Below are 13,023 nucleotides of genomic sequence, written 5' to 3'. Positions count from 1 at the left end.
ACAGGTAGAAGAGTAAAGCGTCCGCGCCAGGGATGGCGCGGCTCGAGCCATCAGGGACGATTTACGGCGTCTTTACGATCTGCCTGTTTTTACCACTGCGAGCACTTTGTCAATAAACTCAAAGGGTGCCCAGGCACCCTTTATTTTATCTATCAGGCCAAAATTTTAATGAAATAAATACCTGGCAAATTCGTTCATCGGCATAGGTCGCCCATACATATAACCTTGCAGGTAATCCACATTGTGGGCCTGTAAATAACGCATTTGAGTCTCGTTTTCGACACCCTCGGCAATAGTTTGCAGCCCCAACCGAGTGGCCAGGTCAATCACATTTCCCACGATGTGGCTCGACAAAGCATCTGAACCAATCATGCCAACAAAACTTTGGTCAATCTTGAGAAAATCAACTTTAAACTTCTGCAAATAAGTCAGACTCGAATGACCTGTGCCAAAGTCGTCAATAGCAATAAAAACGCCTAGCGCATGAAGCTCAGCAAATAATTTATCTGTAGTCGCATCGGCAACAATTAATTTCCGTTCAGTTAATTCCAGCGTGATATTTATTTTATTGCCACCGAAGGCCTGGATAAAATTACGACAATCATCTACCAGACTGAGATCACGGCAATGATTGGCACTGATATTAAAACCGAAGTGGAAGCCTTCAGGTAATTGATTTACGTAAGGTGAAAATTTGGCACTAACTTGTTGCATAATAGCACGAGTCATCGGCACGATAAGTTCACTGTCCTCTGCCATCGGAATAAATTGATTCGGTTGAATTAGCCCCTGCCCCGGATGTTGCCAACGCATTAAGACTTCACAACCAATCCAGCATTGTTCTTTGCCACTGACAATAGGTTGTAGGTAAGGAATAAATTCGTTATTTTCTAACGCGTGTTTTAATACCTGGGTAGGTGATGCCGCCCTTCCCGATAACCAGAAGACAAGTGCAGCTGACCCAACACTCATTAAGATAAAGAAAATTAAGCTGCCACGGGCATATTGCCAAGCGTAAGCCAAATATTGTTGATTAGACAGTGTGGTGCTTAATGCATAAGCATACTTTTCTGAAGATAAATATAGCGGCTCCCCTCCATTCGGCGGATTATCAGAATGTACAATTCCAGCCGCATCCATCCATTTATCGCCAACTCTCAGTTGTAACTCTATATCGCTACTCAATAAATTAAGAATGCTACGCAGATAATAGCCATCAACTGCAACCAGAATGCCGTAATTACCTCTCGCCTGGCGGTAAACCATCAAAGCGCGATCAGGTGTCACATCATTACCTTGCATTAATTCTAATTGCCCACCAACAAATACATCTAAATCGAAAGGGGTAGAAAGTGGGCCATATATTGAGGAACAATAAATGTTACTGCCTTTGGTTAAAGAGACAGAGCGAACATCAGGAATCAACACCACCTGATCGCGTAAATTCTGTACTACTTGCAAGCAAGGTTTTCCAAGCCCCGTTTCTACCTGGATAGCCGCATGCTGCAAATTATTAAATATCTGGTCGAAGCGCACCCTGGCCTGTAATAACTTAGCTTCGGCATTCTGATGCATATTGCTTTTTGTTTGCGTATAAATCACTACTGCGCCCAATAACAGAAACAGCAATAACACCATAGAAGAAAAAACTAGCCGGGACAGGAACTTATTCAGTCTGAAACGACGAAATGGCATAGTGGATTCCATTGAAAGACGCTCGTTAATACTACGAACTCAAACGGCAGAAAAATGACTGCCGAGTCAATATCAGTTATATCTTTCAGCCATGCTACGCCTTATGGATATCTCAGAGGTAATGCTTACTTGATGAACACCATAATTATCTTCATAGTTCGCATAAATAGCTGATTATGACTTCACAAAATGCTTTAACAGCTCATTAAATATAATATAAAAAAGGCACCGAATGGCGCCTTTCTTGTTATTCCATGCTGTCACTCTGCTAAGCGTTTATGACACTAAGCAGTTGCTGTTACCAAACAGCAGGTTCTTCGCGTATAAACGGATTAGTCTGCCGTTCATGCCCGAGCGTCGACATTGGGCCATGACCTGGAATAAATGTCATGTCATCCCCCAAAGGTAACAGTTTAGTTCGGATGGAATTAATCAGCTGCTGATGGTCACCACGCGGGAAATCACTGCGCCCAACCCCACCATTAAAAATAACATCCCCAACTAACGCCAAACGATCTTTTTGATCAATAAAGACGATATGCCCCGGCGTATGTCCTGGGCAATGTAAAACTGAGAGCTCGATTGCACCCACAGTAATTTTATCGCCCTCCTCCAGCCAACGCGTTGGCGTAAAGGCCTCACATTCGCTCAACCCGAACATTCTACTTTGAGCGGGTAGTCCTTCTAGCCAGAAGGTATCTTCTTTTTCTGGCCCATAAATCGGCACCTGAAAATGTGCAGCTAATTCAGCGGCAGCACCCACGTGATCCAGATGGCCGTGGGTCAATAAAATCTGGCTAATCTTAATATCGTGACGAGCAACTTCTGCAATGATCTTGGCAGCTTCACCACCTGGGTCAACAAGGGCGGCCTGCCCTGTTTCTTCACACCAGATAAGTGTGCAATTTTGGCTAAAGGCCGTCACTGGAATAATTTGATATTTCATAAAGCTCCAACCCCAGTGCCTTGGGTATAGATTCAAAGCACTGGCATAAAAATACGCGTTACCAGGATCGTGTTGGCCCAGTATCAATATGCACAAAGTTACTGCGAGGATAATATCCTACACCACCAGCGCGCATTTTTAATGCTGCTTTACGGATATTACTCAATTGAATGCCTTCAATATGGAAATCCATCGCCCGGCCTTGTGTGTGGAAGCTGTGTTTGGCTACACCACGACTCCGTTCACGTAGCTCATTATTAGTATCAAGCGAGCGGTAACCTGAAATCAGCTGCACCGGTTTAGTTGTACCAAGAAGGCCTTGCAGACGGTATAGCTGATCGAAGAGACGAGGATCGATGGTTTTTACTTTATTGGCCCGATAATCGCGGAGTAAATGATTCAAACGGGAAAGTTCATCTTTGTTATAGCTTCTACCGTCAAAAAACTCGGCTTTTATGGACTCACCTGTATTCAGGTTATTCAGGGTCAAGATACGTGGGCGAGGAGTAGAAAGGGTAGCAAATGCCTGCCCTGGGAGCAGCGACATCCCGAGTGCTACCCCGCCTAACGCTAGCCATTTACGGCGATAATTATCAATTTTATCCATGATCTCTGTTAATACCTGGCAAGAATGTCAAAAGTAAGCACTGCCCCTTATTACTTGAAGCCGCAACTGTATTGGCTGCAACCCAATTGCTTTGGGTATCTATGTGCCGTCCCGAACCATAACCGCCTACGGAAAACCAGTCAACCCGCATTCAGCACGCATTCACTGTGCGTTTAGTCCAGGTTTATAGGGTGCCCGCAGAGGAGCCCCATAAGACAACCCGATATTGAGACCATTAGTTATTGAGTTTTACTGCATTTATTGCAGCAAAAGTTCGGCTTGATGGGAGATTTGTGAACCTGATCTCACCGTCATATCATAATTGTAAATATCTGTTCTAAACTGCGGTTTACCGTCATCAGCCACCCACGCCGTCAGATAATAGAGTTGTACCGGCACGCGTTGGCGGATGTTGACATAAGTAGTATCGCCTTGTTTCAAGGTCGAGGATACCCGAGCATCATTCCAGCCTGCATCCTGCAACAGCATATTGGCTAAATCAGAGGCTTTATTCACCCGAACACAACCAGAGCTTAGCGCGCGGATATCTTTCTGGAACAAGCCATGGTTCGGCGTGTCATGCAGATAGATTGCATCTGAGCTTGGCATATTGAATTTGAACCGCCCCAAGGAGTTGCTGGCACCTGGTGCCTGGCGCAAGCGGTACGGGAAATTGTTCGGTGAAATCATGCTCCAGTCAATCATCGAAGGATCGACGACTTCGGCATCATTACTCCAACCGGACAAGACGGTATAGCCATGACGCTGGAAATAGCTGGAATCGTAACGTGCTTTCGGCACGATATCCTGACGCACCAGAGAAGTCGGCACGTTCCACGGCGGGTTTACCACTACATTATTCAGCGCACTACTCATTAATGGTGTTTTACGGCTTGGGCGACCCACAATCACACGGGATGAAAGCACCTGTGTGCCATTCTTATAATAATTCAGCGAATAGTTTGGAATGTTAACCATGATGCCGTTATCCACCCGCCCCGGCAAAATACGCAAACGCTGAATATTCAATGCTAACAATGTCGCCCTTGTCTGCGGAGAAACATTCAACCACTCGCGCGTCCGGGCTCCGATAACGCCATCATCACTCAGACCATGCCAGCGTTGAAAACGTTTGACTGCCTCCATTAGCTCTGGCGTATAGACATTGTCGGTCACTGTCGCCGTCACAGGCGCAGAAGATGGAGCAACCACGCCACTGGTCACAGGCGTATCTGCAACAGGTGCTGCTGATGGACTAACCACCAGGCTGTGGGCCTGGGCACGGCTTTTCTCTTCATCAACAGAGAGGTCATCATTCACCACCGCCACCGCCGGATTATCAACCGGAATGACTTCCGGAGTTTGTACCGGTGCTGACACAACCGGATGCAACATGCCGGTTCTGTCGAGAATCTCCCGTAAAGCAGGTATATCGTCGCTTAGCTGACCTGGGCGTAAACTCGATCCATTGGCCATTTGTGGCCACGGGCGGCGGTCGGCTAGCATCTCTTTCAGCGCCTGATGCATTTTTTCATATTGAGGATGCTGCGGTGCCAGGGACGCCAGATATGGAGCAGTAGTACCCTCATGCACCGCCTGCTGCCAACGATTTAAAATCGTTGCAGGTGGCATCGCCATCTTGTACGGCACATTGCTGTACAACCAGACACTGCCATTCGCGCCAACACCTGAGATAAAGTGTAAATAGCCCAGCATCGCGTCGGACAAAATAACGTCGCGCGCCAAACCGGTAATGGTCGGATCACTCAGCCATTTCACCCATTGCATAAATTGTGGTTGGATACCGGAGAGTGCTAATTCCGCTAATTGTTGCTGGAAATGCTGAACAGCGGCCCGGTCTTGCCACATTGGCTGCATATGGTTTGCAGCATAAAGCACAGCCAACTCAGAAGAATAGAACGGCGTAACATTTTTCGGTAATACCGCCAATAATTGGGAACGGCTTTGTGCCACCGACATGCTTTGCGATGCAGGTGAGCGCGCCGACGATGAATCTACAGGCATGATAGGTGCTGTGGCCGATGCGGTAAATGTAGGCATCAGGCTACAAATTAAAGCGCAATATAACGCGAATGCGCGTTGCGGATTTCTTTTCTCTACCGACATTCTATGCCCCCGGTATGCTTATCTAAGTACGTCATAGTTTGTCGTAACCCTTCTTCCTTGAAGTCGCAGCATGTTAGCGGCTCAGCACGATTCTTTCGTTAACTGCAACACCACTTTCGTTGGGTATTAATATTATTATACAAACAGAAATACCACTAAGTAGCCAATAATATAAATTTAACCATTTATGTACGCTAACAGATTTCCCTTGCTTATAAAATATAACCCTCAGATGTGGCAACAAATAAAAATGGCCGCTAGGCGGCCATTTACGAGAATTAATTATTATTACGTTCTTATTGAACAATAATTAACCATTAGGTCATTGCTCAACGGGTATCGATGGCAATGTTGGTATTTCATTTGCAAAACCGCGCAAGCCAACCACGTGTACATGTTCATGGTTTTGGAAGACTTTTCGTACCAGCTTATAGGTAGTCCCTTTTTCTGGGCTGATATTTTCTGGCGCAGCAATAATTAATTGCATTTCTAACCGCTCACACAATTCAAATAATGTCGCGATAGATTTTGCATCCAAGCGCGCTGCTTCATCGAGGAACAGTAAGCGGCACGGCGAAATATCTTTACCGCGTAAACGGCGCGATTCTTCTTCCCAACTCTGTACCACCATCACCAGAATAGACATACCGGTACCGATAGCCTCACCGGTAGACAGTGCGCCACTCTCGGCACGTAGCCAGCCATCAGCACCACGGTTAACTTCAACTTCCAGCTCTAAATAGTTACGGTAATCAAGTAACTCTTCGCCGATGGTTTGCGGTAAGCGCTGGCCCATATCCATTTGTGGGTTCAGGCGCTGATACAGTTTTGCCAGTGCTTCAGAGAAGGTCAGACGGTTACTGTTGAACAAGTCCTGATGTTGCTCTTGTTGTTCAGACAGCACATCCAGCAAGGTCGCATGAGCTTCGCGCACATTCACATTCAGCCGCACACTCTTAACCTGGCCGAATGATACCGCTTGCAAGCCCTGGTTCAGCATGCGAATCCGGTTCTGCTCGCGCTGAATGGTTTTACGAATGATATTCGACACACTTTTCGAGCTGATAGCCAGTTTCTGTTCGCGGGCGGTCAATTCTTCGGTCAAACGGCCCAGTTCAATCTCCATTTGCTCAATGGCTTCGACTGGGTCATCAGTGCGGATAATATCCTGACGGATACGCTCACGCAGATGCTGATACACCGCAATATAGAACTGGATTTTGCGCTCAGGCCGTTTGGGATCTTCAGACATACGCAGCACATCGCGCAAATGCTCATTATCCGCTACCGCCAGACGCAATGCCCCCAGCGCCTTATCCGACATAGAACGCAGCTCATCACCATCCATATAGGCCAGCTCTCGGCGATGTAAACGGCGCTCAACACCATTATCTTTCACCATGCGCATCACCGCACACCAACCCGCTTTCGCATTAACTACCTGCTCGCGAATCTGATGATAATCCCGCTCCAGTTTACGCAGTTTCTTCTGCAAACTGTCCATCTCGGCTTCACAGAAGGTCAGTTGTTTTTCCAACTGATTACGGCGCGAACGGTTAGTACTTAGTGCGGCATGCAGTTCATCACGACGGGTACGGGCGCGGGCTTCAGCATCGGCATCGGCCTGAACGCCAATATCCACCAGCTCCTGACTCAACTCTTTGAGCATGTCACGTTTGGCATCATATGAACTTTTCAATGACGCCAGCACTTGATTGTATTGGGTAAACTGCGCCTGATATTGACGTAATTGCTCACGGGCGCGAGTACGCTCCGCTTCTGCCTGTTCCAGGCGCTGACGCAGTTTATCATTGAGGTCAGAGTTTTCGGTCAACATCCCCGCAGAGTCGGTATAACCAAAGTGCGCACGGCGCTGCACCACTTCAACTAAAGCAAATGCTTGCTGCTTGGCCTGACGCTGACTGTTCTGTGCCTGCGTATAGTTCTCTTTTAACTGCTCGTGTTGCTGCGGATCGCTTTGCAGCACCGCCAACAGCGGTTCAAGTTTAGTCAGGGACGCGCCGTGTTTCTGAATATGGCGTGCCGCTTCTTGTGCTTCTGTCAGCTCTTCCGTAATTTCTTCAACACGGTCAGCCAGAGTATCGTCAAGCAGCAATGAAACTAGCGGGATCAAACGATTAAGGGCTGAAATGCCCTCTTTGGCTTGTTCGAATTGCTGACGTTGTTGCTGATTTCTTTCTTCATGCGCGTTCAGAGCGCGTTCGATTTCGCCACGGCGGGTATTCAGCAACCGAATCTCTGCTTCCGGATCTGAGTCGAATGCCACCCCCAGATGAGAACCAATAAACCGGCTGAATGCCTGATGCAACCGTTGCGTTTTTTGCACATCAAATGACAGCGTCGCATAGCGCTCTGCCAGGCTATCACGTTCTTGATACAGCGCTTCTAGCCGATTTTCACGAGCCGCACGGCCAAACAATGGCACTTCGGGATAGCGGGAGTAACGCCATTGGCGATCGGCAATTTTCACCACTACCGCTTTTTCAAGCTCTTCGACAGCAAAGACGCTGTCATCAAATGACTGCGGGTCCCCTTCGATGAGATACAAATCTTCCGGGCAATCTTCCAACCCTGCCAATTGGTCGCGCACCAATGACAAATCAGGCACCACAATACCGTGGCGAGACGGGCCATACAGCGCAGAGAAGTATGGCGCATCATCAAGAGTCACATCGTCGTAAATCTCGGATAACAGCACGCCACCAAAACGCTCGGCCAACGCAATCATCCGTGAATCTTCAGCACCACTTGGCTGGCTCAAGCGCTCAATTTGAGCATCAATAGCCCGTTTAGTTGCCGCCACTTCGTCACGCTCGACGGTGGTTTCGCGCTCGCGCTCCAGCAACTGCTGCATATATTCCGTCACTTGACGGCTGTCTTCCAGCGCTTCACCGCTCTGCTCACTCAGTTGGCTCAGGGCATCTTGTGCCGCCAGCCAAACCGGAGCCCGCGCCGTCAATTCCTGAATTTTGAGCTTAATTTGCTCGAGTTCCTGACGCATTTCCATGCGCCGCTCACCGGCATCACTGACATTGAGAGAAAGCTCTTCAACCGTTGATTCCAACTCACGTTGCAGCTCTTCCAGCTCTTCCGGTTGATAGGCTTGCCCCTGACGTTTACAGAACTCTTGCAACAAGCGCTCGGCATCTTGCTGGGCGCGTAAACGCTGCTCCAGCTCGGACAAACGCATACGCAATGGCTGAACGCGTTCGGCCAAATGTTGCTGCGACGGCCAATCACGCAATAATTCGCGGGCAGTTTGCCAGGCCTCGCTGCGGCTAACCTGACCGGCGATGCTCACCACTAACTGATAGGCTTGCTCAAATTGACTGTGTGCGGCGTCAGCGACACTCAGCTTTTGCTCAAGTTGCAATAGCGCCTCGGTGGCTTCCTGCTCTTTGGCCTGGAAAGTTTCCAGCCAATCTTCAGCGTTATCCGCCGTTAATTCAGGTAACTGGCACAGCGCACGGGCACGTTCCAATGCTTGTAATGCCTGTTGATACTGAATGGCACGGGTCTGCTGAACATCCAGCGCTTGCTGATAATCAGCCAACTGGCTTTTCAGTTCATCCACTTCCAACTCAGCGGCTTCGGCACGAGCTTCGTTATCAGCCTGCTGTTCGCTGGCCTCAGCGACAACTTCATTTTGCTCTTCCAACCGGTAAGTCAGCTCTTCCAAATCACTTTGGTAGCGCTCGATTTTTTCTTGCTGGCGCATCGCGGTTTGCACCAGGCTCAAGTGGTCGCTGGCGGCCTGATAATCAGTTTCGAGATCAGACTCAGCCCCACTTTGCTCAGCCAGCTCACGAGACATCTCGACATGGCGATACTGCTCGGTCACCAGTTGTTTGCGGCTGGCCAGCAACTCACGACGCAATACCAAAGCGCCGTCAAGATGAATGCGCCGCTCATTGGCATGGCGCATATAATCAGCGGCAACGTAGGAGGTCGCTTCGGAAATCAGATGCTTAAACAGGTCACGGTCGGACTGGGTAACACGTATAGCCTCAAGGGTCATACGGTTTTCGCGTAACGCCGCTTCCATATCCTGGAAAGCTTTACGTACCCCGCTGTTTTCTGGCAATAAATAATCACGCAGCGAGCGAGTAATCGCGCTGGAAATACCGCCGTACAATGAGGCTTCAATCAAACGATAGAATTTGCTGCGGTCAGCAGAAGAGCGCAGACGTTTGGGAATCACACCCAAATCAAACATCAATGAGTGGTAATCGGTGATGGAGTTAAATTGCTTAAACTGCACCCCTTCCATTGCTTCAACACTTTCTTTCAACTCTTGCAATGACAACACGCGCGCCTGGCGCTCACCGACAACTTCAGTGAGGATCTGTGTTGGTTGAATCGCCGTCGGAAGGCCTTGAATAGTGAACGGCTTGATATCAACTTTGCGGTCACGCCCTGCGACTTGTTGCAGGCGTACCCCGACAATCACCCGCTGATGGCGGGAGTTGACCACATCTAACGTGGAGTAACACACGCCAGCGCGCAATTTACCGTGCAAACCTTTATCACGAGAGCCGCTGGTAGCACCCGCTTCGGTGGTGTTACGAAAGTGCAGCAAGGTCAAGTCTGGGATCAATGCAGTGACGAAAGCCGCCATAGTGGTGGATTTACCCGCACCATTCCCTCCTGATAAGGTGGTGACCAGTTCATCAAGATCGAAGGTTCGGGCGAAGAAACCATTCCAGTTAACCAAGGTCAGTGAGCGAAATTTACCGCGTTCAATCATTCCTGTTCATCCTCTGCACTGTCCGTTGCATTTCTCATGGTGATGTCGCTGTCATCGCTTTCATCATGGAGTGACAGACTGTTCTCTACTGCCATAGCTTCGCCATCGCGGATCATACGCAACTGAGCTTCACGTGGGTCATCGCCACTGCGCACATCAGCACCGAAACGGAATACCGCCTCAGTGATACGGAACTTGCTGCTGTCATTGCCCATAAAGTAAATCATGCCCAAACGGCGCAGTCGGTTGAGCGAGGTGCGTACTTTTTCCTGCAACTTCTGCTTATCTAAATCCGAGCCGGTTGAGCGCTGGTTAACGAACTTCAGCAATTTGCTCTCATCGGCCAGGCTCAGCAGCTCTTCGTACAACTCGTGTTGGGCGAAAATACCTTCATGAGCCAGACGTTCCGGGCTGAGATACAGATAACAAAGAATTTTGCCCACCATCATATCCAGCTCAGATAACACTGAGCGCGGGATAAGAGTGGTAGAACGTGGCCGCAGATAGAAGAAACCTTCCGGTGCGCGAATTAACTCCACGTTATAGCGGGTATAGAACTCTTCCAGTTGCTCCTGAAAATCCATCAGGAAAGCATGATTATCCAGCTCATCAATCCCGATATGACGGCCAGCACGCAACTGGCTATCCAGTGCCGGAAACAATGAGTTGGCCAATGCCTGAGCCAGCTTAACCGGCATTACTACTTCAATATTTGTTGATGACATGTGCCTGCACCTTGGCTCCGTAATCATTGATTGCCAGCCATTCAGCTGGTAACCCTGAGAAATCGGCTTCGGCCACACCAAGGCGAACTGCCTGGTCGACCAGGATACGAGCCACGTCAAAATGACGAGCACGCGGATATTGCGCGAGATAATCGCGCATAACTTCCCCCAGATTGAGCGGCAGTTTTTGCTGTTGATACACCAGCAGTGCCTGTTCAATCATGGCGGCCAACTGCTCACGAATGGCATTAAATTCTTCAAATTCCAGATCCGGTGGCAGTTCCCCAGTGACCTCTTCACTACGCAGCGACAACTCTTCATCGCGCATATCCAGCAAGCGATCTGCATTGGCGTAGGTTAAGGCCCAAGGGCTATCAAAATAATTTTGCACTGACTGGCGCAAGCGCTGAGCGAATACCCGGTTTTTATCCATATCAATCGCAGTACGGATAAACTTATGCACATGACGGTCATAGCCAATCCACAGATCAATCGCCTGCTGGCCCCAACTGATAATACGGTCAAGTTTACTCTGTAAATCAAAGACTAACTTATCAACCAGATCCAAGCCCGCATTACCGATAGTCGCTTCTTGAATACGCAATAAATTCGCCTGAAGCTTATCACCTGCCGCTTCCAGCGTATCTTGCAACTCACGCAGTGTGCCGGAGGTTTCTGACAACAGCATTTCACAGCTGGCGATGGCGGCACGCCAATCTTGATTCAGCAGCGCCGCAATATCTTCTTTGACGCTATGCTGCTGCTCATCCATCAAGCGCTGTGTCATATCGATGCTGTCAAAGATTTCAGCAACTGAATATTTAAGTGGGGCAAAGACGTTACGATGCCAGTGGAATTCGTCACCGCCCTCTTCTGCTGCTTCTGCTGCCCGTTGCAGCTCTTGTGCCACAATCGATAACTGCATCGACAACCGCAGAGTGGAAAACTCACGTTGGCGGATATAGTAATCGGTGATACCAATGCCCAATGGGGTCAGGCGATAAATAGCATTGCCATCAGCCATTTCGCTGGTAAAGCGGTTAAGCAAACGCTGGCGCACCATATCATTGATGGCGTTATTAGCGCGCACTGCCACGGTTTCTGTGGTCTGTTCAAAACCTTTGCTGACGTGACGAAATGCATCAACCAACTCGCCTTCGCTCATTTCACCGTCCAGCCGCTCACCGTTTAAGGTAGCAATAGCCATAAGAAAGGCCAGACGCTCTGTTGGCAGAGTAATCGAAAAATCATTTTTCCGCGCCCAGGCGACCAGTTCGGGTACTGTCTGGGAAAATTCACTCATAATGGGTCCTTCAGATTCGGCTTAAACGCCATGACATGCACGTAGCGCCCCAAACTGATAAAGGGCTCCTGCCGGCAATAGCGCTGTTCCAACGCCAATAATTCAGCAAACTCATCAACTTGTTGCTGTTTATTTTTCATGTAATCGTGAAACACCCGCACTCCCGTCTTACCGCTAATGGATAAACCCATTTGCTCAAGCCAACCATATACCGTCGGGGGATCTAAAGGGTATTGCGGCGACAACGAGCGCTGCCGACGTCTTTTAACGCCCGGTATCGCCAATTGAAAGTTTCCTAATACCGCATTACGCATCACCAACCCATTGGCATTGAAAAACATCAACGATAGCGCGCCACCTGGGTTTAGCGCATCAAAAAGTACTTGCAGAACTTGTTGTTGCTCTGCAACCCATTCTAAAACCGCATGGAACAATATCAGATCAACGGGCTGTGCTAAATGTTGGGTGATGTCCTGAGCCGCACTTTGTACAAATTGCATGTTGTGGCTCACACCTTTTTCTTCAGCCGCAACTTTTGCACGCTGGATCATCTCGGCAGACAGGTCACATAATAGAACCTGATGGCCCAATGCCGCCAATTGGCAAGCCATATGCCCTTCACCACCACCTGCATCTAAAATCCGTAACGGGCGTTGCGGTAACTGCGCTAACAGCCCGGTGATATCCTGCCACACCACCGCCTGACGGATCATTCCCTTCGTCGTACCGTAGATATTGCGCGAGAACTTCTCGGCAATATCATCGAAATTGCGATCCTGCATGGACACTTGCTCCGCTATCACTATTGATTTGCCGCCCTTGCTTGATAGAAACTCGCAAATCAATGGCTAC

Annotated in this window: 8 protein-coding genes; all 8 read right to left on the bottom strand. The window is 48.9% G+C overall.

Annotated elements, in window-relative coordinates; all coding sequences use genetic code 11:
* Positions 1-165: 165 nt before the first annotated feature.
* The 8 genes from QSV56_RS02045 to cmoM all read right to left on the bottom strand — a co-directional run bounded on the left by QSV56_RS02045 (position 166) and on the right by cmoM (position 12,953).
* The gene (locus tag QSV56_RS02045) at positions 166-1,695 is read right to left on the bottom strand and encodes a cyclic diguanylate phosphodiesterase (RefSeq protein ID WP_301210489.1); all 1,530 of its coding nucleotides are present in this window, start codon (positions 1,693-1,695) and stop codon (positions 166-168) included.
* Between the two features lie 298 nt (positions 1,696-1,993).
* Positions 1,994-2,641: an MBL fold metallo-hydrolase gene (locus QSV56_RS02040; protein WP_026017891.1), complete on the bottom strand. Its 648-nt coding sequence runs from the start codon at positions 2,639-2,641 to the stop codon at positions 1,994-1,996.
* Between the two features lie 58 nt (positions 2,642-2,699).
* Positions 2,700-3,248, bottom strand: coding sequence for a YcbK family protein (locus QSV56_RS02035; protein ID WP_019079865.1), 549 nt, complete (start codon positions 3,246-3,248; stop codon positions 2,700-2,702).
* Between the two features lie 258 nt (positions 3,249-3,506).
* Entirely contained in the window at positions 3,507-5,375 is a 1,869-nt protein-coding gene (gene ldtD, locus QSV56_RS02030; protein ID WP_301210485.1) for a L,D-transpeptidase, read from the bottom strand.
* A gap of 322 nt (positions 5,376-5,697) precedes the next feature.
* Positions 5,698-10,143, bottom strand: coding sequence for a chromosome partition protein MukB (gene mukB, locus QSV56_RS02025; RefSeq protein WP_301210483.1), 4,446 nt, complete (start codon positions 10,141-10,143; stop codon positions 5,698-5,700).
* Positions 10,140-10,868: a chromosome partition protein MukE gene (gene mukE, locus QSV56_RS02020; protein WP_019079868.1), complete on the bottom strand. Its 729-nt coding sequence runs from the start codon at positions 10,866-10,868 to the stop codon at positions 10,140-10,142. Before mukE ends, mukB begins: the two co-directional genes overlap by 4 nt.
* Positions 10,849-12,171, bottom strand: a complete 1,323-nt coding sequence (gene mukF, locus QSV56_RS02015; RefSeq protein ID WP_013650084.1) for a chromosome partition protein MukF — start codon at positions 12,169-12,171, stop codon at positions 10,849-10,851. The genes mukE and mukF overlap by 20 nt, the downstream gene beginning before the upstream one ends.
* A complete protein-coding gene (gene cmoM, locus QSV56_RS02010) occupies positions 12,168-12,953 on the bottom strand; it encodes a tRNA uridine 5-oxyacetic acid(34) methyltransferase CmoM (protein WP_046050710.1) in 786 nt (261 codons plus the stop codon). The genes mukF and cmoM overlap by 4 nt, the downstream gene beginning before the upstream one ends.
* Positions 12,954-13,023 lie beyond the last annotated feature (70 nt).

This window comes from Yersinia sp. 22-579, from assembly GCF_030433455.1.
Lineage (GTDB): Bacteria > Pseudomonadota > Gammaproteobacteria > Enterobacterales > Enterobacteriaceae > Yersinia > Yersinia enterocolitica.
This window is presented reverse-complemented; position numbering and strand designations above follow the sequence as displayed.

What these genes read in the sequence shown, in the direction of transcription:
- mukE (WP_019079868.1), bottom strand. Translation starts at nt 10,868, where the DNA reads ATGTCATCAACAAATATTGAAGTAGTAATGCCGGTTAAGCTGGCTCAG.
- mukF (WP_013650084.1), bottom strand. Translation starts at nt 12,171, where the DNA reads ATGAGTGAATTTTCCCAGACAGTACCCGAACTGGTCGCCTGGGCGCGG.
- QSV56_RS02040 (WP_026017891.1), bottom strand. Translation starts at nt 2,641, where the DNA reads ATGAAATATCAAATTATTCCAGTGACGGCCTTTAGCCAAAATTGCACA.
- mukB (WP_301210483.1), bottom strand. Translation starts at nt 10,143, where the DNA reads ATGATTGAACGCGGTAAATTTCGCTCACTGACCTTGGTTAACTGGAAT.
- QSV56_RS02035 (WP_019079865.1), bottom strand. Translation starts at nt 3,248, where the DNA reads ATGGATAAAATTGATAATTATCGCCGTAAATGGCTAGCGTTAGGCGGG.
- QSV56_RS02045 (WP_301210489.1), bottom strand. Translation starts at nt 1,695, where the DNA reads ATGCCATTTCGTCGTTTCAGACTGAATAAGTTCCTGTCCCGGCTAGTT.
- cmoM (WP_046050710.1), bottom strand. Translation starts at nt 12,953, where the DNA reads ATGCAGGATCGCAATTTCGATGATATTGCCGAGAAGTTCTCGCGCAAT.
- ldtD (WP_301210485.1), bottom strand. Translation starts at nt 5,375, where the DNA reads ATGTCGGTAGAGAAAAGAAATCCGCAACGCGCATTCGCGTTATATTGC.